The 24,214-nt window shown below is 40.5% G+C and carries 21 protein-coding genes; 2 read left to right on the top strand and 19 right to left on the bottom strand.

Features of this window, described 5'->3' with window-relative positions:
* Nucleotide 1: 1 nt before the first annotated feature.
* The 17 genes from IGI52_RS24520 to rhaB all read right to left on the bottom strand — a co-directional run bounded on the left by IGI52_RS24520 (nt 2) and on the right by rhaB (nt 19,703).
* Nucleotides 2-217 (bottom strand): hypothetical protein, encoded by a 216-nt coding sequence (locus tag IGI52_RS24520; RefSeq protein ID WP_102872979.1) that lies wholly within the window; start codon nt 215-217, stop codon nt 2-4.
* Complete coding sequence (locus tag IGI52_RS24515) at nt 210-479, bottom strand: DUF2187 family protein (RefSeq protein WP_438782631.1); 270 nt, start codon at nt 477-479, stop codon at nt 210-212. Before IGI52_RS24515 ends, IGI52_RS24520 begins: the two co-directional genes overlap by 8 nt.
* A 334-nt stretch (nt 480-813) precedes the next feature.
* The gene (locus IGI52_RS24510) at nt 814-1,602 is read right to left on the bottom strand and encodes a DUF4931 domain-containing protein (RefSeq protein ID WP_438782630.1); all 789 of its coding nucleotides are present in this window, start codon (nt 1,600-1,602) and stop codon (nt 814-816) included.
* Between the two features lie 248 nt (nt 1,603-1,850).
* Nucleotides 1,851-2,798 carry a transketolase family protein gene (locus IGI52_RS24505; RefSeq protein ID WP_438782629.1) on the bottom strand — a complete coding sequence of 316 codons (948 nt, stop codon included), beginning with the start codon at nt 2,796-2,798 and terminating at the stop codon, nt 1,851-1,853.
* A complete protein-coding gene (locus tag IGI52_RS24500; protein WP_438782628.1) occupies nt 2,799-3,650 on the bottom strand; it encodes a transketolase in 852 nt (283 codons plus the stop codon). It abuts the gene before it with no gap.
* Nucleotides 3,651-3,668: 18 nt separating this feature from the next.
* Entirely contained in the window at nt 3,669-5,033 is a 1,365-nt protein-coding gene (locus IGI52_RS24495) for a PTS ascorbate transporter subunit IIC (RefSeq protein WP_048719847.1), read from the bottom strand.
* 43 nt (nt 5,034-5,076) lie between these two features.
* Nucleotides 5,077-5,358, bottom strand: a complete 282-nt coding sequence (locus IGI52_RS24490) for a PTS sugar transporter subunit IIB (protein WP_438782701.1) — start codon at nt 5,356-5,358, stop codon at nt 5,077-5,079.
* The gene (locus IGI52_RS24485) at nt 5,358-7,409 is read right to left on the bottom strand and encodes a BglG family transcription antiterminator (protein ID WP_438782627.1); all 2,052 of its coding nucleotides are present in this window, start codon (nt 7,407-7,409) and stop codon (nt 5,358-5,360) included. The genes IGI52_RS24490 and IGI52_RS24485 overlap by 1 nt, the downstream gene beginning before the upstream one ends.
* Before the next feature lie 509 nt (nt 7,410-7,918).
* The gene (gene pcp / locus IGI52_RS24480; RefSeq protein WP_016178678.1) at nt 7,919-8,563 is read right to left on the bottom strand and encodes a pyroglutamyl-peptidase I; all 645 of its coding nucleotides are present in this window, start codon (nt 8,561-8,563) and stop codon (nt 7,919-7,921) included.
* A gap of 23 nt (nt 8,564-8,586) precedes the next feature.
* Entirely contained in the window at nt 8,587-9,531 is a 945-nt protein-coding gene (locus IGI52_RS24475; RefSeq protein WP_016178679.1) for a DUF979 domain-containing protein, read from the bottom strand.
* Between the two features lie 12 nt (nt 9,532-9,543).
* Nucleotides 9,544-10,224 (bottom strand): 5-oxoproline transporter, DUF969 family subunit, encoded by a 681-nt coding sequence (locus tag IGI52_RS24470; RefSeq protein ID WP_137439081.1) that lies wholly within the window; start codon nt 10,222-10,224, stop codon nt 9,544-9,546.
* A gap of 126 nt (nt 10,225-10,350) precedes the next feature.
* On the bottom strand, nt 10,351-13,590 hold the full coding sequence (locus IGI52_RS24465; protein WP_438782626.1) for a M14 family metallopeptidase: 3,240 nt from the start codon (nt 13,588-13,590) through the stop codon (nt 10,351-10,353).
* Nucleotides 13,591-13,602: 12 nt separating this feature from the next.
* The gene (proB, locus tag IGI52_RS24460; RefSeq protein WP_016178682.1) at nt 13,603-14,385 is read right to left on the bottom strand and encodes a glutamate 5-kinase; all 783 of its coding nucleotides are present in this window, start codon (nt 14,383-14,385) and stop codon (nt 13,603-13,605) included.
* 538 nt (nt 14,386-14,923) lie between these two features.
* On the bottom strand, nt 14,924-16,078 hold the full coding sequence (fucO, locus tag IGI52_RS24455; protein ID WP_438782625.1) for a lactaldehyde reductase: 1,155 nt from the start codon (nt 16,076-16,078) through the stop codon (nt 14,924-14,926).
* 74 nt (nt 16,079-16,152) lie between these two features.
* Nucleotides 16,153-16,977, bottom strand: a complete 825-nt coding sequence (gene rhaD / locus IGI52_RS24450; protein WP_102866665.1) for a rhamnulose-1-phosphate aldolase — start codon at nt 16,975-16,977, stop codon at nt 16,153-16,155.
* Between the two features lie 10 nt (nt 16,978-16,987).
* A complete protein-coding gene (gene rhaA, locus IGI52_RS24445; protein ID WP_438782624.1) occupies nt 16,988-18,241 on the bottom strand; it encodes an L-rhamnose isomerase in 1,254 nt (417 codons plus the stop codon).
* A complete protein-coding gene (gene rhaB, locus IGI52_RS24440; protein WP_438782623.1) occupies nt 18,234-19,703 on the bottom strand; it encodes a rhamnulokinase in 1,470 nt (489 codons plus the stop codon). The genes rhaA and rhaB overlap by 8 nt, the downstream gene beginning before the upstream one ends.
* A 161-nt stretch (nt 19,704-19,864) precedes the next feature.
* Here rhaB and IGI52_RS24435 point away from each other — a divergent pair, with 161 nt between their 5' ends.
* On the top strand, nt 19,865-20,752 hold the full coding sequence (locus tag IGI52_RS24435; RefSeq protein ID WP_438782622.1) for an AraC family transcriptional regulator: 888 nt from the start codon (nt 19,865-19,867) through the stop codon (nt 20,750-20,752).
* Complete coding sequence (locus tag IGI52_RS24430) at nt 20,749-20,928, top strand: helix-turn-helix domain-containing protein (protein ID WP_369905759.1); 180 nt, start codon at nt 20,749-20,751, stop codon at nt 20,926-20,928. The genes IGI52_RS24435 and IGI52_RS24430 overlap by 4 nt, the downstream gene beginning before the upstream one ends.
* 83 nt (nt 20,929-21,011) lie before the next feature.
* On the opposite strand, the gene IGI52_RS24425 is transcribed toward IGI52_RS24430, so the two are convergent.
* Together IGI52_RS24425 and IGI52_RS24420 are read right to left on the bottom strand one after the other, a co-directional pair.
* Nucleotides 21,012-22,238 (bottom strand): L-lactate MFS transporter, encoded by a 1,227-nt coding sequence (locus tag IGI52_RS24425; protein ID WP_438782621.1) that lies wholly within the window; start codon nt 22,236-22,238, stop codon nt 21,012-21,014.
* 11 nt (nt 22,239-22,249) lie between these two features.
* Entirely contained in the window at nt 22,250-24,196 is a 1,947-nt protein-coding gene (locus IGI52_RS24420; protein WP_438782620.1) for an FAD-dependent oxidoreductase, read from the bottom strand.
* Between the last annotated feature and the right edge of the window lie 18 nt (nt 24,197-24,214).

Genomic DNA, 24,214 nt, shown 5'->3' with positions numbered 1-24,214 from the left:
ATTAATCCCAATCGCCAAAAGAAACTTTTTTCGGAATTTCCTTCTCCATTTTTTTCACCTGCTGGTCATATTGTCTTTTGTAATACCGATAATCCTCTTCAATCATTTTCAATGAGTTCCTTTGCTTGTTAGTCGTAGCATTTTTCTTTAATCCTTCTATTTGAAAAGCTAACGTCAATACATGAAGTTCTAAATCTTCGAATGCTGCATCATCCACAATGAACCACCCCTTTGATTTGTTTGTAATTCACAACAACCTTCTGATTATATAGATCAATTTCATCCCGAGTAAGCCCAGTATCTTGGCTAATATCGACTAAACAGCTGTGAGTGTACTTTTTTATCGCTATCCCCGAGAGATTAAGCTGTCCCCCATGAAATAAAAAATCAATCCTATCTTCTACCAAATACTGCAAATTATAGGCATTCTCGCGAAGCTCCATCATAGAACCTGGCATCGCATGACTTCCGTTATTCAATTATTTTCACTCTCCTTGGCCTATTTCACATGTAAAACAACAAACCATATTGTGTTACTTTTTTGTAAAGAAGCCTGTTTACTACCTATTTTAGCTGACTATAGCCTATACACTCGGATATTCTTAATTAAAATTTAATATTTATAGAGGGACTTTCATCTTTTTGTTAATTAGGAAACAAAAAAGTACCCGAATGCCATTTTGTAATGGTAATCTAAGTACTTAACATTTGATTTATATATATTAATCGTGCCTTATTCAAAAGTTCAATCCATATTTTCTTTCGAACTCATTTGGACACTTTTTCAAAAAAATAAACTGCTTTGATGTTCTTTTATTTCTCCAACAAACTCTTCCGAAATTCCTCCCTTAGTAAAAGCAAATGCTCTTCAGAAAAATTCTGGGTCAGCTTATAACCAACGAAGTATGGGGAAACGATAAAACGTGGGGTTAGCTTAACGATGTACTTTCCTTCTTTCTCAAAGAAAAATAGATTATAGCTTTCGCAGCGTCCATAGTGATACGTAGTTAAAATATAATTAACCGTCTTTTGCACGTAGTCAGCCAAACGATGAATCGCCTCTGTGATCTGAGAATCAACAATAATATTGATTTCTAAAAATCCCATAATCGGCCTACTAGAAAAATTGATAACAACGTTGTTCTCAGACAGAACAGTGATTCCCTTAAAATTCTCCGGTTCGATTTGAGCCTCTCCGTCAATTTCCTTTAATCCGACGATTTGCATGTGCGGATGCTTTAAACTACCGCCCGATAATGGGCCATGATTCTTATAAAAAAGGACGGATTTAAATTGTGGGTCTTTTTTGGTTTTTGTCCAGCAATCAAAGGCGAAAGTAAATAATTTTCGATTCTCTTCGATTGTATAAGTTGAAATATCCTTGTTATGGTCTGCATGTTCTATAATGATCGTTTGAAAGGTGTCCTGCAATGTTTGATATTTATTGAGCACCCAAAGCATGTCTTCTTCTCTTCTCAAGATATTCTCTTTTTCTGTGTACTCACAGAAGGGACACCCCGTCTTTTCTGATCCCAAATGTTGCGGCTTTCCATTGGCAGCCAGCGGTAAAAAAATTAAGTCTGCTTCTTTCTTATGCTTCATAGCTCTGTAGCTCCCATCTGAAAAAAATCACGGTCTATTACACACATAGTGCCCAGTAAAGTCTGCTAAAATAGACTTACTTCGTAGTTTTCAACCGATTAATCCAATCATAGCATGATTTGGGATAAGAAATGACAACAAATTCTTCAATCAAATAGGTCAGTAGCTCAGATGAACTGCTGAAAAAAGGTGCCCAAAAGATCCTTACAGATCCCTTGAACACCTATAAATTATTTTTTCTTTTTAGATCATCCGTCGATTTGTTCGATAATTTTTTCCGCAGTCAAGCCAAATTCTTCCTGTAAAAAGGCTGGCGTTCCCACCTGTCCAAAACGTTCATCGACACCGATGCGTTTCAGCGGAATAGCAAGGCCGTTATCTGCTAAAACTTCTGCTACCGCACTGCCTAGACCGCCAGTGATCGAGTGATTTTCAATGGTAATGACCATTTTCTTACCAATTAATCGCTCCAATAATAAATTCTTGTCTAGCGGCTTAATCGTAAACATATCGATCACATCTACCGTAATACCTCTTTCTTCAAGATGCTCCGCCACATCCAAAGCCTCCGAAACTAATTGCCCGGCCGCAACGATTAGATAATCTGAACCTTCTTTCAACAGGTTGCCTTTACCTAACGTAAAGCTTGATCCTTTAGCATAAACATCGCGAACGCCTTTACGATTGCCCCGAACATAATGCACCCCAGTCAATCGGCTAAATTCTTTAATGATCCACTCCATTTGAACGGCGTCAGCTGCATCACAGATGACCACATCAGGTATCGCGCGTAATAATGCCACGTCCTCCCAAGTTGTATGGGTTCCGCCGTTATGCCCAGCCGCAAATCCAGGATCTGAACCAAAAATATTGATCGTATTTTTAGAATAGGCACCTGATAGAAAAACTTGATCCAATACGCGGCGTGTTGCGAATGGCCCGAAGGTATGGACGAAAGGAATGTATCCAGTAAGATTTAATCCTGCAGCGACACCCACCATATTGGCTTCAGCGATTCCGACATTGATGAAACGATCGGGATTAGTCTTGATTATATCCGTCCATTTGCTGGCAGCGCCTAAGTCGGCATCCAGAGCAATCACCTTCTCGTTGTTTTCCATCGTTTCTTTCAGAGCATCGACCACTGCAACACGAAGTTCTTTTCCAACTTCTCTAGTATCTGCTAATGTAAACATCTAGCCACACTCCTTTATTCGTTCTCGCAAATCAGCCAGGATACTCTCTGTCTGTGCCAATGTTTTCTCATTGTCAAATTTTACTGAGTGATTAGCCGCCATTTCTTCAAAAAAAGGTACTCCTTGACCTTTGACAGAATCAAGAATGATACAAACCGCTTGATCTTTGATAGCTTTACACTCAGTGATCGCCTGATCAATGGCTGATATATCATCTCCTTTGGCCTTCACTGTTTTAAAACCAAATGCTCGCATCTTTTCCTCAATATTAAAAGGATTCAAAATTTCTTTTGTTGTTCCATCCAGCTGCTTTTTATTTTCATCAATGATTACAATGCAATTATTCAGCTTGAAATGAGCCAAATACTGAAAGGCCTCCCAGCATTGTCCTTCATTTAATTCGCCGTCACCAACAATTAAATAGACGTAACTGTCTTTTTTCTGCAGCTTCAAACCCGTAGCGATCCCAGCTGCGACCGAGGTTCCTTGACCTAAAGAGCCTGTCGTTGCATCCACTCCGGGTGTTTTTGTCCGATCTGGATGAGAAGGCAGTCTTGTGCCGCCTTCATTCAAGGTCATCAGCCAGTTTTTCTCAAAGAAACCAACTTCTGCTAACGCACTATACCAAGCAGTTCCTGCATGTCCCTTGGATAAAACAACTCGATCACGCTCCTCCCACTGAGGATTCTTTGGATCATAGTTCAATTGTTTTCCGTAGAGCACTGCTAATAATTCCACAATGGATAACGAGCCGCCGATATGTCCGGCCCCAACCTTCCTGATCGCCTCGATCGTATCGATGCGAATGTTCGTGGCTAAAACTTCTAACTTTTTAAGCGTTACTTCTTCCACACTATCTTCTCCCTTGAATTATTCAGAAACCGCACGTGATTTTTTCCCTTTGGTAACAGCTGTCAAAACGATCAAGATTCCTAATACTGCTAAAATTCCAATAATCGCAGCGATCTGTCCACCAAAATTGGCAAGATTTCCTAAGAAAATTCCGGTTACTCCATAATCTGTGTCAGAGAAGGTTGAACCCTGGAAGCCTAGTTCACCCATAACAGGCATTAAGAGAATCGGCATAAAGCTGATAATAACACCATGAACAAAAGATCCGACTACCGCTCCTCGCAGTCCGCCAGTCGCGTTTCCGTAAACACCGGCAGTTGCTCCACAGAAGAAATGAGGCACAACCCCTGGAATAATTACCGTCGTTCCGGTTAAGACCATGATCACTAAGCTCACAATTCCACCAACAAAGCTGGTTAAAAAGCCGATCAATACGGCATTGGGGGCATAAGGGAAAACGATTGGACAATCCAATGCTGGAATCGAATTTGGAACTAATTTCTCCGAGATTCCTTTAAATGCCGGAACAATTTCTGCTAAGATCAAACGAACACCTGCCAAGATAACGAATACCCCCGCCGCAAATGAGCCAGCCTGCTGCAGCGAATAAATAATATAGTTTGTGCCACCGCTTAAGTTTTCTGCTACAAAAGTATTTCCCGCAAATAATGCAACAATCACATAAACGACTGCCATTGTAATCGTAATACTAACTGTGGAATCGCGTAAGAAGGACAAACCTTTCGGGAAGTTGATATCTTCAGTCGATTTTTCTTTATTTCCTACAAATTTACCGATCAGACCGCTCAGCGCATACCCAAAATTCCCTGTATGTCCTAAAGCAACCGTATCGTTCTTCGTAATTTGGCGAGTAAATGGCTGTGCGATAGCTGGGAAGATCGTGTTGGCTAAGCCCAATGCCAAGCCGCCAAACAATACCAAGGGAACAGTTCCCATACCAGTCACGCTCAAAATCACCGCGATCATACACGCCATGTAAAGTGTGGCATGTCCAGTTAAATAAATGTATTTAAACCGAGTAATCCGCGCGATCAAAATATTAAAGGCCATTCCGACTAACATAATAAGTGCTGTGTACGTACCAAATTTATTAAGTGCCAAAGCAACAATCGCTTCATTATTCGGAACAACGCCCTGCATATTGAAGGCCGCTTGGAACATTTCTCCGAAAGGTGCCAATGAGCCTTCAATTACACCTGCTCCAGCTGTTACTACTAAGAAGCCCACAAATGTCTTAATTCCGCCTTTAACGATTGAAGCCGTATCTTTCTTTTGTAAGATATTTCCTAAAATAGCAATCAGAGCTACTAATAGCGCTGGCGTACTGGCAATATCAATTAATATACTTAAAATACCGTTCATTTTTTAATCCTCCTACTTTTTCTTTCCTTCCAGACATCGCATCCTATAGCAGTCCTTGTTTCACACATTCTGCTTGAACCTTTCCCTTTAGCTCGTCCATATCAATGATGCTATTTAACACAATCACATTGCCTAGATGCTGGGCGCTATCTGCTAAATCACCGCCGACAAAAAATGTGTCTGCTAATTCTGGGGCTGCACTGCCCATATCATAATGAGCAACCTCTACGCCTTCTACTCCTAAATCTTTAAGTACAGATTGAATATTCATTTCTACCATAAAGCTTGAACCCAAGCCTGATCCACATACCGCCGCAAATTTCATCATTCATCTTCTCCTTCAGTCATAATTTCTAAAATTTCTTCTTTTGTTGAAGCATTTAGTAAAGTATCTAATTTCTCTTTATTCGACAAAATTCTTGTTAAGCTCGCCAGCGCCTTTAAGTGCATTTCATTATCAATGGCTGCTAGACAAATAAAAATTTGAATCGGATGCTTTTCATCATCTGAAAGCAGCACAGGCGTATCCACCTTCAGCAGTGACATTCCTAACTCATTGACCCCATCTTCTGGACGTGCGTGAGGCAGTGCCACACCTTTACCAATATGGATAAATGGTCCGTAATCCTTCACTTTGTTAATCATTGCTTCTATATAGGTTTGATTGATTTTTTCTTTCTTCTTTAACGGGTCAGCAGCTGTATCAATCGCCTCTTCCCAGCCCATCTTACGGTCTGTCAATTGAATCATGTCAGCTGTTAATAATTCTGATAACATCGGTCGATCATCTTCCCTTCTTTTCATTTCCTTGTTCATTTTTTTTTGCACAATGTTGTAGAGCTTTTCTTTTGTAATACCATTCTTTAATTCAATATGAGGGATTAAAATATCTAGAATTTCATTCACCGATGGAATCAACACCTTCGGAAAGAGAAAATCTTCCTGAACTCTTCTCATTAATGCGTTCTTTTCTAGTTGTGTCATGATTGGATTGATCACATAGAGCTTCTTATCTGTCTTCACTGGAACACTAGAGAAAATAAGATCAAATGCACTATCCAGCCCTTGATGATTGAATTGTTCGAAGGAACTTGTTTCGGAAAAATCAATCTGAGGAAACAATTCCTGTAGCTCAGACTTCATAATCAAAGATGAACTAATACCGCTAGGACAAAGAATCAGCGCCCTTAACTGGGCATTTCTCTTCTTTTGTCGTTGATTGCTGATTTCGCCGCCAAAGAGAATCGTGAAGTAGCCAATCTCTTCGTCAGGAATGTCCTTTTGAACGAGCTTCCTTAATGGAAATAACGCTAATTTGGTCAATTCAAAAATCTCATGGTATTGCATTTTTATTTCGTCAATTAATACATTGCTCAATTTAAAATCAAATTTGATTCGAAAATAAGCCGGAACCAAATGATAGAAAAGATCCAGGAGCAGCTTGCGATAATTTTTGAATTCAATCGCAGAAAGGCGTTCTATTTCATGAATGATCTCACTGGAGCATTCCAACAAAAACTCTAGCGAAGTATCTTGAATTTCCCCTTGAAGAACCGTCATGAAAATAACTGTGAAGTAATAGGATTCCATGCTGCTGTTTTTAATTTTCGAAAAATGCGCTAAGAACTGATTGCTCGCCTTGTGTGCAATCAGTGGCGCTAAAAGCGCTTGATCCTCTTGCGAAAAGTCGATCTCATAGTTTTCCGTTCGGCAAATCAAATAGGAAATGAAATACACCATTTCTTCAAAACGACTAGGGACAAACACTAGATCAAATTCTTCAATCGTCATTGAAAAATTTAAGCGAACATCTGTATACAGGTTTGGGGATTTTAATGATAGACCTTCATACAACAAACGATTGCCATTGGGACTGGCGGCTAAAATACCTAGCAAATAAAAAGCGGCTCCGCGGATCGAAGCTTCAGCTCCATTAAGAAAAAAACCAATTTTTCTAGAATATTCTAGGGTTACTCCACGTTCAGCAAGTGCTGCTCGAAGCTTTTTCAAATCCTTTAAAATCGTATTTTTACTGACGAACAGGAAGTCTTGGAAGTAGTAGACAGATAGTTCTTCAAATTGTGCAAAAGTCAGCAAGAAAATCATTGCCTGCCGTTCTTCTTCAAGAAAAACAACTTCCTCCCGCTTTTGATTAAAAAAGAGATCAATCCAATTCCGCGTAATCATTTTAGGAATTTCAATTTCTGTTTCTGTTATTAAAATTTCTGTTTCAAATAAGTCAGACGCCACTTCATTGACCTTTTCGATTGCCAAAAGCAGGTCCATTTTCCTCATTTTTGTCATTTCAGCTGCTTGATCAAGCAAATATTTTTCTTTTGAATCTCCAATAAGATAACTTAACCGATAATCTATCATATCCCTACCCCCACTTATACTATATATCCAGATCAAAGAAAGCGCTACAATTCTTCGGCACAACCTGTTTTCATTTTTTCCCAAACAGTGTACCGATGTTTTTACCCTGCGAAAAAAGAACATAAAACAACGATTTGTTTTTCTAAGTCAAAAGCTTTCCAATACAGCCTCTATACTCAGTTACTAGACTTACACATTCTTAATAAAAAACTAAGCGGGCTTTTTATGTAATTGTTCCGTTCGTTATTTTTCCACCTTTGAACGAAAAAATTATCTTGAAATAAGAGTTGATTCCGTTCGATCCTCTTACAAATCATTATAGCAACATTCCATTCTCCATTGCCGATTGTTCCTAGATACGACTAAATCGAGTCCGCAAAAAATACAAACTCCTTTTTACTAATGCTCTATCAGAAACAAAAAATCCTATAAACAATCGTTAATTATCGCTATTCGACGCAAAAAAAGAATCGAGCATCTAAAAATGCTCGATCCTTCCTTTTTAACTATTACATAATCGTTCCCATTGCTACGTTTTGATCTTCATCATTGATGACCGCAGCAGCAACAGCTGCTTCTAAACCTTTAGCGATTGTTTCAACAGATAAGCTCGGTGTTCCTACAGGTAAATCTATGACTTGCTCAGGCAAGTAAGGCACATGGATGAATCCGCCTTTGAGATTCTTTCCTTCTTTATCTGCTAAATACAGCAAACGATACATAATATCGTTACAAACAAATGTTCCAGCGGTGTAAGAAACGCTGGATGGAATTCCCGCTTCTTTTACTTTGCTGACCATCGCTTTGACTGGAAGTGTTGCAAAATAGGCTGTTTCACCATCTTCATAAATGACTTGGTTCAATGGCTGTTGTTCTTCATTATCTGGAATACGAGCCTCCATCAGATTGATAGCAACTTTTTCAACAGAAATATCTGAACGTCCGCCCGCTTGTCCGACGCAAATGACGATATCAGGATTTTGTTCCTCAATCGCCTTTGCCAGAACTTCGCCATCCTTTTTAAAGACTGTGGGGATTTCCAGTTTATGGATTTTTGCGCCTTCAATTGTATCAGGTAATAATTTTACTGCTTCAAACGCAGGATTAATTGCTGCGCCGCCAAAGGGATCAAAACCGGTAATTAAAACGTTCATTTCTTTCACCATTCCTTTTCTTTCTATTTAAATAAAATCATATAGCAGATTTGGAAAACCAAAAAGATTACTGCTAAGACCGCTTGATTTTTGATTACGCCAAAACGATCCTTCATTTCCAGCATCGCCACAGGAACGATGTTGAAGTTTGCGGCCATTGGTGTACACAAGGTTCCACAGTAGCCACAGGTTAATGCGACCATACCGATTAAGACAGGATCAGCTCCGTAAGCAAGAACAAACGGTGCTCCAATTCCGACAGTCATTACCGTAATAGCAGCAAAGGCATTTCCCATGATCATCGTAAACAACATCATGCCGATCGCAAAGACGATAATTCCCAAGTTGACATTTCCTTTTGGAATCACCTTCGCTACCAGATCAGAGATTACTTCTCCAACTCCAGCGGCCGTAAAAATCGCACCTAAACTAGCTAATAGCATCGGCAGCATACTTAATGGGCCCACCGTAGACAACATACGTTCCGCATCATCCAAGAATACTTTTGGCTTATTTGAATGAGAATAAACCATTAATACAATAATCGCAACCAATACGCCGACTCCGACACCAACTAATGCCCCTAATTGCGTAAATACGGCAAAAATAATTGCAAAAATCCCCATTGATAACGCTGGGATAAAAATTTTCATCCCAATCTTATCAGCCATTTTCTTCGTAACAGCCTCAGTCGGTGCACTTTCTTTGCCTTTGCTGACCTTTTTGAAAATTGGCGGCAATGTCATAATAATAACGATCACGCCATTAGCCATCGGTGGAATCCAGCGACCAAACATCATGACTACACCTAGTGCACACCAGAAAACTGCAGTACCGATCGGTGTTGGATTTGCTTTATCTCGGGCATTTTTAATCCCGGTATAAACAGCAACTGCACCCATAATAATATAAATAATTTCAAGTAGCTTTTCAGATAATAAAACATCTTGACTTAGAAAAAATGACATGTATGTTCCTCCCTATTTATCGTTGCCGTAGTATTTTTTGTATAATTTTCGGTCTTTTAAGAAGTAGTATACGATTGCTACGATGACCGCAAATAACGCCACTGGAATCTCAACCTTCGCTAAATCAAGCAAGCTTGTTTCGTAACCTAAATCCTTCAATGTCGCTTGAACTAGCAAGGCTCCAGGACCACCAACAAATAATACTTGGAAGAAAAACCATGCAATATTTTCCATCCCTGAGGACATTCCCTTAAGCTCTTCGACATAATCTTCTTCTGGTTCTTTTCCTTTTGCTTCAATTGAACCAATCACCATTGGCATAATGATCGGACGGACAAAACCGGCTACCCCGCCAAAGCTAATATTGAATGCCGCAAAGATTGACCGCATGACACCGTAGGCCCCAATGACTGCACCAGCGGAAGCATTCTTAATTTTCCCAATTAATTTTGCCGCAGACTCCTTCAGACCATTTCGTTCCAAAGTTCCTGTAACCAGCATGATCAGAATAAAAATAGCCATCGAACGATTTGAAACAAAGCTTGTTCCTAACGTCGTTAATAAGCCTTCAACACCTAGACCACCAGTGATTGCTGTAACGATTGCCGCCACTAAAATGATCAGAATTGAATCTAGCTTCAATGCAAAACCAATAATAACGATCAAAATTCCTATTAATTTAACTAATTCCATGTAAAACTTTTCCTCCCTTATTCATTTCAAAATGATGTAAAAGTTTGAAACAAATTTTCTTATTATCACCATTGGTCTACGATTCTACTAATATTAACGTATGAGTAGAACGCGCAACTGACATCCTTATGATGATGCAATAATCGGACGAAGCCGAGTATAGCTAATGTTTATTTCCTCTGATGTAAACACCGCAGAGGTTTGGTAAAGCGATGTTGCCTCTAGCAATAAATCAATCGTTGCCAGATCATGCACAACGTGAGCTTGAGCGCACAATCTTAAATATTCTCCTTGAGCCGTTTCGTCTGCCACTTCACTTGTATAGGCGACTGAAGTCAACCACGGAAAACGAATTGACGGATAGCGATGCGTTGTATCTGCCGCAAAGCCGATCCAATAATTGATCATTTCCTTATAATACTCTGCTGGAAATAGCTTAGGCAGCCATTTATGTGCATAGGTTTCAAACTGCTGTGCCCACTCTTCATTCCACTTTTTCATTTCTGGAACAGAGCCAATCGCCTCTGCAATCACATCTTCGATTTTTTTATTTAAGACGATGTTCGAACGATATTCTTCATTTGTAGGGACCCAAAAATAGCCATACAATAATGAACGTGGAAGCCAAAAGCCTTTATATGAAGGCGATGTATAACCAGAAAACGGCTGCTCCCATTCATGAGTAGGCACACCATGATTATCCACCATGACATCTGGTACAAATCGTTCATAAAGTCGCGTCATTCCTAGCGCTTCGGTATGCTGTGTTTCCAAATTGAAGTATTCATAATAGAATTCTTTTCCTACTCCGTTAAAACGAGCGACATGAAGCTTCCATTCAGGTGTCTTTTTTTGCAGCTCGTAGTGAATGGCTGCGCCATCGACATTTTCCAAGGGAACGATCACTAAATTCAGGTGCTCTGCAACATCCTGATACTTCGGATCGGTTAGCAATTCCTTCAATAGTAGGAAAGCTCCGTTGGTACCTGACACTTCATTCGCGTGATGCCGCGCATTGATTATTTCTGATGGATAATTGGTCAAACGCTTGGTTCTCGACAAATAACCAGAATCGGCAGCTTTTGGTAATAATTCGATCGCATATATTTCTCGCCCTAAATAGGATGTCGCGATCTTGTAGACTGAAATCTGCGGCACGCGTTTTAACTGCTGAATAATCGACAGATATTCTTCGTAACCAATGACTTGCTCAGGATATAAATCAATCTGATCAATCGTTAAATCCTGAACTGCCTCTGGCGTCTTTTGAGGGACGTCAACCATAAAACGCTGCCCCTCAGCTTGAAAGATTAATTGTTTGTACAAATGAAAATCATAATCTTGACCAACTAATCCTTTACCAAAGAGACTTGCGTATGCTTCTACTACCTCCGCCTGCACACCCTCGATCTGAATTGTTGCAGCTAACCTCTGTGATCCATAATGAATGGACTGAAGGTAACAATTGATTTTCCTGCGTTCAGGTGGATAGACGGCTTGTTTGCCCTTCACCACGATTTGAGGCTCTTTCTTCATTTGTTCAAGAAGTGTGACTTTAAATTGAGGTTTTCCTGCTTTTTTCTGAACAATCGGTAAAATCAACCCTGGCTCCTCAAACATCTCACCATGAACGTCCAAGCCATAATTTTTGAAATAATCTGCTCCTGCAAAATAGAGGTCTTCATGCAACGCATCTAAACTGGACAAAAGATCATTACGGCTTGCCAAACGTTCATCTGGCTCACTTGCAGTAATCTCTAATTGCATCTGCGCGAAAAATGGCTGCTGTGCCTTAGTTGGCTTGCTATTTGTCCGTTCTTCAATCCATGAACGGCAACTTGGCAGCACCTCTTCCTGATAAAGTGTCCAAATTTTTTCAATGTCTGTTTCAACGCGCTCTTCTAAAACAGTCGCGTCATTAATTTTCACTCGCAGTCTTCCAGTTGGCGGATGAACCTTTCCCATACCTGGATAAGCAGTTAGATACGGTCTTTCAGAATAGCTGGCTTGATAAGTCCAGCGTTTCTCCTCCGTCTCTGTTTTCACTATCAATTCATAGGTCAGCTCTTCTGAGCCGGAATAAGTAGCAAACGCTATCTGATCCGCCGACAGATTGAAGGCCTTCATCAGATTATCTTGAATCGGATAAAGCTCTTGCAGATAACGAATCGGCAGATCATTCCATTTTTCCGGATCACGACCATCTACATTATTATAGGTCGGTGTCGCACCAGATTCCTCTGTCCATTCCGTTACACCTTCTGGTAAAAAGGGCTTAAAAGCTATTGTAACATTCTCAATTTTCTGACTTTTCAATTTAGGTATGATGATGTCATTGATCCAGGAATACCCTTGCTTATGGGCGCAAACCAGTTCAATCTTTCCATCTGCCTGACGAGCTGTCAGTTCCTTGTGAATCCTTTGTTGAAGCGTCTCACGTACTTGCCGATCCTCACTAAGCACACCTGTGATTTCTACACGATCACCTTCATGAATTTTAGGATAAACAGAAGCTACTTTTTCTAAAAACTCATCAACCTCCCAGGTTAAATCAAAGGTCTTCTCGTAGGCTTCGATCATAGAACGATGATTGACAAAGGTTAAATCAGGAAATGCCTGTTCAATTTCTTCCTGTCGTTGCGTAATTTCAGGTGATGCATACACCAGCTTCTCCTCAGCTGGCAAGCTCGCGGCATAAGCCAATTGACCATCGAGGTTTTTCATTGAAAAGCTATCTACCAACTTTTGAAGATAGCTGCTCCAAGTCTCAAAAGCGGAAAGCTTTGGAAACTGTTCGCACAAAATCGCCGAAAATTCCTCCAGCTCTGTACCAGTTCCTTCTATAATAATTTGTTCACCCTGTTTGAAAATTTGACATTCTTCTGCTTCTCGGAATAAGATTGCTGGACCACTCTCATAGCTCTGGCTAAGCAGCCAATCCGTTATTGCTGTGGTCTCCATGCCAAAACGAAAAGCAATATTGCTGGCCGCAGCCATCATTGAAGCACTGCACTTTTCGGGTACGATCATCTTAGCTGCTAGTTTATCAGGTAAAAAATCATGGTTTCGATCTTGTAAAAGCGGGCCCGTACTGAATAATTTCTCTAAGCCGGTCACTTTTCGCCATTCAAAATCAATGACCTTCTCAGCATATTGGTTTGTTGCTTGATAATCCTCTGGCGGTCTTTCATGCTTCTGCTTTTGTACAAGCTGTTTCATTAACTCTTGTTCAGTTGGCGTAGCCTCACCCGTACTCGTACTAGCAATTGGAAAAGTTGAATGTTCGCACATAAATCCTGAAATCAAAGCTGCTTGAATGGTCTGCCGTTGTTCAAGAAAAGCCAACTGTCCTTCTACTTTTAGCACATCATTTCCTCCCTACTGCTGTTTTTTAAACAATGTCCCAATCTCACGTCCAGCTAAAATATCATATAAGACATGTGGATCTCTGCCATTTGCTAGAACCATCGAGATATTCGCCGTTAAAGCCCCAGTCGCTGTTTTCAGCTTACTACGAATCCCGCCGCGGCTTAATTTTCCTAAGCTGGGATCAGAGGCTTCAAATAAGCGTTGATCAATTTTACTTAAATGTCGAATCATTTGTGCTTCTTCGTTGATTGTTGGATTTTCCGAATACAGGCCATTCACATCGGTCAACATGATTAATAAATCAGCATCAACTGCCTCAGCGATCAATAGAGATAATTCATCATTGTCTTCAAATTTTGTTCTGTGTTCTCCTTCATCGACCGTCACCGCGTCATTTTCATTCACAATTGGTAAAATTCGGCGGGCCAAAAGCTCCTGAATCGTTTGATCAAAAGCCTGACGATTTTCAGGAACTGTTAAAATATCTCTACTTAATAATAGCTGTCCGATTTTCTGATCGTGCTTCTTAAATTCAGCTTCGTATAAGCCGGTTAGGATACCTTGACCAACCGCCGCAGCTGCATATTTTGATACTTCACCTAATTGGACTGTCCCAGCACCAACAGCCCCTGACGATACTAAAATAATTTTCTTCCCTGATCTCATTAATTGGGCCAAGACACTGGCTAATTTTGAGATAGCTGATTCAATTATTCCTGTTTCCGGTGACACTAATAAACTTGTTCCAACCTTTATAACTATGATATCTGCCTTTTTTATATCTTCTCTCATCAAATACACCTTAACTATAAAAAACAGACGATTAAACTATATAAAACATCAACCGACCATTACAATTCTTTTATTTTGTGCTAATCATATCACAAAGATATCTACATGAAAATATTTTATTTTTAATCGCCCACTTTTATCTCATTCATTCTGAGTTTATAAAAGCGGTTTTTTCTTTGTTTTTATGCGATTGGAATATCCTGTTACAAAACGAACGTTATATTATAAGCTTAATATAAAATATTTTTTCATAAAAATAGAGCAATTAAATATCATCTAAATTTATAATAAATAATTTAATAAGGTAAATTGTTCAAATTTTCTATTCGAAATAATCAAACGTCCAAGATTATTTTCATTCTTCCAAAAGGTAAACACATTAAATCATTTAAAAGAAAAGATGGAATCTTCTTTTAAGGCATCTAAGAAAACGATCAAATAATGGACCAACAAAAAATTGCTAAGCAAAAATTTCGTTGATCCATTATTAAAATCGATTCATGTATCTTCCGTAAAGAAAGCTCTACTCTAAATCGTCTTACATTAAGCTTTGATACAACTCAATAATCTCAGAAACACTAGCTTCACGAGGATTCCCAGGCGTGCAAACATCCTTGAAGGCATCTTCCGCGATTTTAGGAAGATCCTCTGATTTCACACCTAACTCAGAAATAGTCGCTGGAATCCCGACATCCTTACTCAACTGATCGATCGCCTCACAAGCCGCGGTTCTAGCTTCTTCAATACTCATTGTTTCAATCGCTTCTACCTGTAATACTTCGGAGATTTTCCGGTATTTTTCTCCAGTGAAATCCTTATTGAATTTCATTACTGTCGGTAAAAGTGCGGCACAGGCTACACCATGAGGAATATTGTACCAAGCGCTCAACGGGTGAGCCATTCCATGAACCAGTCCTAAGCCAACATTTGAAAAGCCCATCCCAGCAATGTATTGTCCTAACGCCATTTCTTCACGAGCTGACTGTTTTTTGTTCACTGAATCTCTCAATGAGCGTCCAATGATTTCGATCGCTTTAAGATGCAGCATATCAGTTAATTCCCACGCACCTTTGGTAATGAAGCCTTCAATGGCATGAGTCATGGCATCCATCCCCGTCGAAGCAGCCAAATTTTTCGGCATGCCCATCATCATGTCACTATCAACGAAAGCGACAATTGGAATATCATTCGGGTCCACACAGACAAACTTGCGATGATTCGTTTCATCCGTAATAACATAGTTGATCGTTACCTCTGCGGCTGTTCCCGAAGTTGTAGGTACGGCTAGAATTGGCAAGGAAGGATTTTTTGTCGTTGCGGTTCCTTCTAAGCTTACTACATCGGAAAATTCTGGATTTGTCATAATGATGCCGATCGCTTTGGCCGTATCAATCGGTGAGCCACCACCGATTGCGACAATCGCATCTGCATTTGAGGCTCCAACGAAGGCTACGCCATCCTTCACATTTTGAACTGTTGGATTAGGAACGATCCCATCATAAATGTCATAAGAAACATTCGCTTGATCCAGCATTTCAGTTACTTTGGTTGCCACTTTAAAATCAATTAATCCTTTATCTGTAACCACAACGACTTTTTTAAAGCCGCGCTTTTCAATTTCAGGAACGATGTTTTCAATCGCACCTTTGCCAAAATAAGATGTTTCATTCAAGATCATTCTGTTTACTGTCATTTGTTTTCCTCCATCTAATGTGTTTATTTTCACAATATTATTTAACAAATTGGAGGGTTGCCCCTCCGATTCATTTAGCTGTTTAGATAACCTTCTCTAGGGGTTACACAAAAGCTGTCGGCTAATAAACGTAAGTTTTCATCGCTGATGGTTTGCTTGATTCCGCCTTGAGCGCACACATAAGTATAAACTTCTGCCGCCTTTTCAGCCGTTTCGATCAAACCAAATACCTCATCCATGTCTTTTCCTGCACCATAGATCCCATGCTGCGGCCATAAAACTAAGCGAGTTTCCTTCATTTTGGCAGCTGTCGCCTCGCCTATTTCGGTTGTTCCAGGAACAATCCACGGAAGAATGGAGACGCCCTCTGGAAAGACCACTAAGCATTCCGTACACATTTGCCATAATGTACGAGTAAAGGCTTTTTCATCTAAATCGTGGGTAAAGCTCATGGCCAATAAATGTGTCGCATGATTATGCATAATGATACGATTTTCAGGATCAACCTCTAGTCGTGCCATATGACTCATGAAGTGACTTGGCAGTTCGCTAGTAGGAACCGCGCCATTTTCCAATCCCCATAGCAGCTGTAAGGTTTTCCCATCCTCTTTTACACGGATGATTCCTAAATTTTCCGCTGGGTTCGCTTGAACATTTTTAAAGTACTTGCCAGAGCCGGTCACGATAAAATATTTCCCTGCTAACGAAGCAGCATCAAAGATCATCGGAATTTCCCGAATGACTTCAGTCGGATTTAAAAACGGCAATACTTCATTTTCCTCCAACAAATAGCTGATATTTCCGCCATTGCGCTCATCCCAGCCTAGTCGGTATAAATTAGTGGTTACCTCGATCATTTCTTGTACATAGTTTGCATTTAATATATTGTTCTTTTTCAACACGTTTTCCCTACTTTCTTAAGCTTAAAACATCTTTTTCATAGTGCTTAACCTCTGTTAACCAATCCAGACCAACCGGTACATTGTTGATTTCGCAGAAGTAATTCCAAACATCCGCAAATGGAAAGTCCTTCAGCTCCTCGATCATTGCTAGGCGAGTCGTGTAATCGCCAGACAATTCGATTTCCTTAAGCGTATCAATTGGTTCAAGCATTGCTTTTAACAGTGCCTTTTGTGTATTACGAGTACCAATCACCCACGCGGCTACACGATTGATCGTCGCGTCAAAGAAGTCCAAGCCAATATGTGTTTTCTTAAGCAAATCGTTGCGAACCAATTCACGTCCAATTTCCTGTAATTCATCGTCCATGATTACCACATGATCACTATCCCAACGAACTGGGCGACTAACATGGAGTAAAATCCCATCACTGAACAAGCCTAATGAAGATAATTTGTTTGAAATGACTTCGGTTGGATGGAAATGACCTGCGTCTAAACAAATCAATTTATCGCGAGTCAATCCATAACCCATATAGAACTCATGGGAACCAACAGTATATGCCTCGGCACCAAGTCCAAATAATTTACTTTCCACTGCATCTAATGTGTAGCTAGGATCCAGCTTCTCTGAAAAAATCTCATCCAATGCTGTCATCAAGCGTTCTCTCGGTGTATAGCGATCGATTGGATTGTCTTTGTACCCATCTGGTACCCAAAAATTATTGACACATACCTGACCGGTTTCCTTTCCGAAATATTCAGCGATCTTACGAGAACGCTTGCCGTGTTCGATCCAAAATTCGCGAACCTCAGAATCCGGTGAGGCCAAAGTAAAACCGTCTTTAAACATAGGATGTGAGAAAAAGGTCGGATTAAAATCTAAGCCTAAGCCTTGATTTTTAGCCCAATCAACCCATTTTTCAAAATGCTTCGGCTCAAGTTCATTTAGATCGACTTTTTCATCTGTATCTAAGTAAATCGCATGCAGATTCAATTTATGATTACCAGGAATTAAGGAGTAAGCTTTTTCTAAGTCTGAGCGTAATTCTTCCGGTGTGCGAGCGCCCCCTGGATAATTTCCTGTAACTGAGATTCCGCCAGAAAGCTCATCATCGCTCAAAAAGCCTTTCACATCGTCTCCCTGCCAAACGTGCATCGAGATCTTTACCTCGGCCAATTGCTTTAATACCGCATCTGTATCAACGTTCACTTTTTCATAGGCCGCCTTAGCAGCTTGATATTTTTGAGTTACTTCACTCATTTTCTTTGCTCCTTTTTTCGATAAATTTTTTATATTTTTCTAATATCTCGTGATCACAGGCTTGTGGTAAATGCTTGCTAAATGTGAAGGAATCCAAGATACATTGGCGTCCAGCTTCAATCGACTCAAATTCTTTTGTAGCAACCATCTGCATCAGAATATTTCCGATTGCTGTCGCCTCTCCCGGTCCTGCACTGATTTCAATTTGTGCGACATCGGCGGTAAGCTGATTAAGGAACTTATTGTTGGAGCCGCCACCAACGATGTGCAGCTTACTGAGCTTGCCATTGGTTCCGGTCATTTTTTCCAGCTTCTCTAATTCACTGGCATAGCAGAGGGCTAAATTGTCATAAATACAGCGGGCAATCGCGCCTGGTGTTTCAGGTATCGTCTGTCCGGTTTTTTGACAATAATCTTGAATAGCGACGATCATGTTTTCTGGATTTAAAAAGCTCTCATGATTCACATCAATAAATTGTTGAAAAGGTGCTTCCTTTGCGGCCATTTCAGCTAGCTCAGGAAAACTATATTGATAGTTCTGCATTCGAGCGACTTCTTGGATCAGCCACATGCCCATAATATTTTTTAAAAAGCGAATCGTGTTATGAGCGCCCCATTCATTCGTGTAGTTTTCATTAAAGGCTTCTCGACTGACGTTCGCTACTTTCGTTTCGACTCCTAAAAGCGACCAAGTCCCACTTGAAATATAGCCCCAATCTCGACCCTGTCCCGGTGTTCCGAGAATCGCCGAGGCGGTATCATGACTAGCCACGGAAACAAAGGTCGCCTCAGGTAAATCAAAATCAGGAAATTTCTCCTTCACAAGCGAGCCTAGAATGGTTCCAGCGTCCACTAACGGCGGCAGCTGCTCTTTACGAATTCCGACTAAATCTAACAGCTCTTCATCCCACGTATCATTGGCGGGATTTAGCAGTTGCATGGTCGAAGCATTCGTTTTCTCCGTTACGGCTTGATTGGTAAAGGCATAACCAAGGTAATCTGGAATCAATAGCAATTTATCGGTTTTCTCTAGCAGTTCTCTTTGTTCAACCAGCAGCTGGAAAATTGTATTAAAGGATTGGATTTGTATCCCGGTTTTCTCATACAACGTTTCTAAGCTCATTAGTTTTTGAAACTTTTCGATCGCATTTTTCGTTCGACTGTCTCGGTAAGCAATCGGATCGCCTAAAAGAGTGCCATCCTTATCCACAAGACAATAATCAACTGCCCAAGTATCAATGCCGACGTAGCAATGTTCAATGCCGTTTTGCTTTATTTTTTCTAAGCCAACGACGATCTCCTGAATCAAATAGTTAATATCCCAACGTTGAAAACCATTCAGCATTCTAAACCCGTTTTTGAAACGATGAACTTCGGTCAAGGTCAGCTGTCCATCAATCAGTTCACTTTTCATCAAGCGACCACTAGAAGCGCCAATATCAATAGCAATATATGTTTTCATCACCTGCTCCTTTCACTTTATTGATAGTATTTTAAAAACTGAGAATTGATGACTCAATCTCGTATTTTCAACTTACGATGTTATTCTACAACCACATGTAAGCTTTTACATTACACGATTTTGATGTATACTTGCATTATCTTGGCGAAAGGAAACTTACAATGACTTATTGGGAAAAAGCCAACCATTCATGGACCGCTGATTCAACTAGATTTATTCTTACTCCAAAGCAAAAGAGCCGCGATTTATTTTATTACATTCAAGAAATCGGATATTTCAAGGCAAATAAACCTTATTTTACCGAACGAGAAAACCTTCCCTCCTATTTGATGAAATTTACCTTGTCTGGTACTGGGGAGCTGCATTATCAAGACGAGGTCTATACTCTAAAAGCGGGGGATATTTTTTTCATTGATTGTAAGAACTATCAGTATTACAAAACCATCAGCAGCGAACCCTGGGAGATGGATTGGGTTCACTTTTCTGGTGGAAACACTGAAAACTTCTATCACGAATTCATCAAAAATGGCTCGAATGTGTTTCACACGAACTCAGAAAACGCGCGAAATAACCAGATCCATTTACTCATGGAGAAATTATTACAGCTGCAAAAGGAACCAAATGCCAAAACAGACTTTGAATCCTCCGTTTTAGTGCATGAATTATTAAATGAGCTGATTCTGCAAAAATACCAAATGGACTTTGCCGACAGCGAAATTCCTGAATACATCCTGCATGTGAAAAGCTATATCGACGAAAATTATCGCCAGGGCATTACCCTGGAAGATTTAGAAAAACAATTCCATCTAAATAAATATCAAATCGTCAAAGACTTTTCGAAATTCATGGGGCAGCCTCCAGTGGATTATCAAATAAGCTGCAAAATTTCCTATGCGAAGGATTTGCTTCGGTATTCCAATCTTTCAATTAAGGAGATCTCATTAGAAGCAGGTCTGGACAATTTTGCTTACTTTAGTCGCCTCTTCAAAAAAAAGACCGGGATTTCGCCTAGTGAATACCGCCGAACAGATCGAGTTATTAAGGAATAGGTTGGCAAGTTATTTGTAAATACATTTCAAAAATAGAAAAATATCTCTCAGAAACCTCAAAAACCATCTCTGAGATTTCAGAGATGGTGAATTATCAAAGTGAAAGCCATTTTTATCGCCTGTTTAAAAAAAGATTCCAGCTGACACCTAAACAATATCGGCTTTTGATAAAATAGCTGTTCGCTTTTCTTATTCAAAAAGGGCCCAAGCTACCTGATTAAGCTTGAACCCTTTTTGGTTATTTCAATTTATTGTTTGACTAGGATTTTGCCTTCACAAACTTCTTATTAAGCGTCAAATAGACCGCCCCCATCACTAAACCTAAGATATTCGAAACACTCGCAAGGATAAAGGCCTGTTGGTAATTTCCAGTCTTTTCTAAAACAAGACGCATAACTGTCGGACCGAAGAAGCCAGCTAAAGCAAAACCAATAAACATAATCCCATAGTTAACGCTATTATTTTTAGCTCCAAACTGATCGGCCGTAAAGCCAGGGAAAATCCCCATAAAAGCACCGAAGCAAACGCCAATAATCGCGATTCCAAAATAGAAAGCAATAACAGATCTTCCGCCGAAAAAGAACAAAATGGCCAAGCCGAATACAGAACAAATACAGGAAAACATCAACGTGTAAATCCGTCCGATTTTATCCGATAAGGACCCTGCCAAAATTCTTCCTGACGAATTGAATAGAGCCAGAATCGATACAGCCGTACTAGCAGCTAATGCGTTCATACCTGCCATTCCTTGGGCAATTCCGGAAGCCTGAGAAATGATCATCATTCCTGGAAAAGCTCCGCATACTAATAAAAGAATCATCACGTAGAACGTTTTAGTCTGAAGCATTTCTCTCCAAGTCTTTTCAGAGCCAGATGCTTCAACCACTACTTTTGTAGAAATCTTTGGCTCTTTTTCTGGTGTTGTTACAAAAAAAGTACAAAGAAGAATTAGAAAAATGAATACGAGACCTAAAATTTTGAATGATGTTGTCGCACTTGTTTTTTCCACTATTAAAGTAGCTAATGGCGAAACAATCACTGCACTTAATCCGTATACGGCTGTAGCGATGCCGCCGACTAACCCTCTTTTATCTGGAAATAACTTTACAACCGTAGAAATCGTACAACCATAAGCCATTCCTAGACCCAGTCCACTAACTAATCCATAACTAACGATTAGAAAACCGACACTCGTAGCAAAACCAGATAAAAACATTCCCAATCCAAACATCGTTCCGCCGACAATCATCACTTTTTTAGGTCCGAAATGATCATTGAACCAGCCGCCGGTAATCATTGTGATCGGACCGACTGAATTCGCCACCGTGTATACAAGTGCTAGGTCTGCCGAAGTAATCTCTGTTTGCAGCAAATTAGTCAAATACACCGACATCGAGGAAGCAAAAACACTCCATGAATAGATTGATCCTAAACACAAATTAATGATGCAGCAGGCAATAAGCGTAAATAGTCTTTTGTTTTTCATCTGCCTACCCCCTAAATATCCAACGCGGCATGATAGCCTTGGTAGACGGCGGTAGTGATGGTAGAGGCCCGAACAACATCCCCGATTTCTACAACATAAGGCGCTGCGTCATATAGCTCTTCTGCAACGGATCGATTTGCTCGTTGGCCGACAGCGACGATGACAGATTTCCCAGGAACGTGAACGATATTTCCGGTGGAATCCTCACAATAAACCCCATCTTCGGTTATCTCTAATCCCTTATGATTAGTCAAGACAGAAACATTTTTTTCCAGCTCTTGAAGCAGCAACGGGCGATGCCGAACATTTGCGTCTGGCGCAACCGCATTCCGCATTTCGACCACTGATACTTTTTTCCCTTGACGTGCTAAATGAATCGCCATTTCACAGCCAGCTAAGCCGCCGCCTAGAATCGCTACCTCATCGCCAATTTTTTCTGGGGCTAAATGATACTGATTGATAATCGTTACATGTTCCTTCTCAATTCCCTTTAGCTTAGGAATAATCGGCTGTGATCCCGCCGCAATAATTACCGCATCGGGCTGTTCAGCTTCAACGGTTTCTTTACAGGCCGTCGTATTCAAACGAATCTCCACACCAGCATTTTTGGCTTGGTGAGTAAAGGTTTGGCCTAGCTGATACATTTCATATTTGAAAGGAATCGCTTGTTCACAGTTTAATATGCCGCCAGTTGTACTGGATTTTTCCAACAAAACAACGTGGTGTCCTCTTTCAGCCGCCGTTGTTGCTGCCTTTAATCCGCCAGGTCCACCGCCGACAACCACTACTTTTTTCGGTTTAGCTGCTGGTTGAACATCAAAGCCTTCGCTTTCTCTTCCTATTAATGGATTTACTGTACATCTTCTCGTTGTGGTCGCCGCTCGTTCTGCCATACAAACGAAACAACGCAAGCAATGAACGATTTCCTCTTCTTGATTGGCCATGACTTTTCTTGGTAGATAAGGATCTGCTAATAACGCGCGGGCCATTTCAACAACATCGGCTTTGCCAGAACGTAAAATTTCTTCCATTTGCTCAGGGTCATTCAATCCGCCAATCGTTGCGACAGGCTTGTTGACATTTTTCTTGATTGCTTCAGCTAGGTGAACATTGGTGCCATGCTCTGTAAACATCGATGGATGCGTGATACCAAAGGTTCCTTGATAGGTTCCCGCAGAGACATGAATTAAGTCCACATACTCTTCAACGAGCTTAGCAATCTGAATTCCCTCTTCGATGCCATACCCATTTTCGACAAATTCTGCTCCACTCATTCGAAATTCAATTGGAAAACCTGCACCAACTGCTCGACGAACACTTTTCAATACTTCGATCGCAAAACGAGCGCGGTTAGCCAAGTTGCCGCCATATTTGTCGGTTCGTTTGTTAAATAATGGCGATAAGAATTGATTAATCAACCAGCCATGTCCGCCATGCACCATGACCATTTCAAAACCCGCTCGTTTAGCTAAGCCCGCCGCATCTCCATAAGCCTGAACGATCTCATCAATTACTTCTTGGGTCAGTTCCTTTACTTTTACTCCGTCAGCTCGTACTGTTGCGGATACTCCCCATTGAGACAATGATTGCTTTTTGCTTTTATCTGCCAAATAGGTTCCTGCAAACTGACCCGAATGAGAAAGCTCCACACTGGCAATCGCTCCATGACGGCGGATAGCATCCGCGGCATACGTCGCACTGGATAACGAATTTGGGACACTCAAGTCCAAGTGATAGGCATGGGAACCATCTGTTTCAGGATGAACCATGACCTCAGATACTGTAACTGCTCCTGCTCCGCCTTTTGCTCGCAACTCATAAAATGACTTTGATGCTGGACCAATACAGCAGTCTGCAGTAATATCAGTCCCACCCATTGGAGCTGAAAACATACGGTTACGAAACATGACATTACCGATTTGAATAGGTTTTGATAAATTTGGATACTTTCTTTTCATCCTCGCCACTCCTTTTGT

The sequence above is a fragment of the Enterococcus sp. DIV0187 genome, from assembly GCF_051713785.1.
GTDB classification, from domain to species: Bacteria; Bacillota; Bacilli; order Lactobacillales; family Enterococcaceae; genus Enterococcus_A; species Enterococcus_A avium.
Note: the sequence above shows the minus strand (reverse complement) of the source record. Positions and strands in the feature narration are given on the sequence as shown.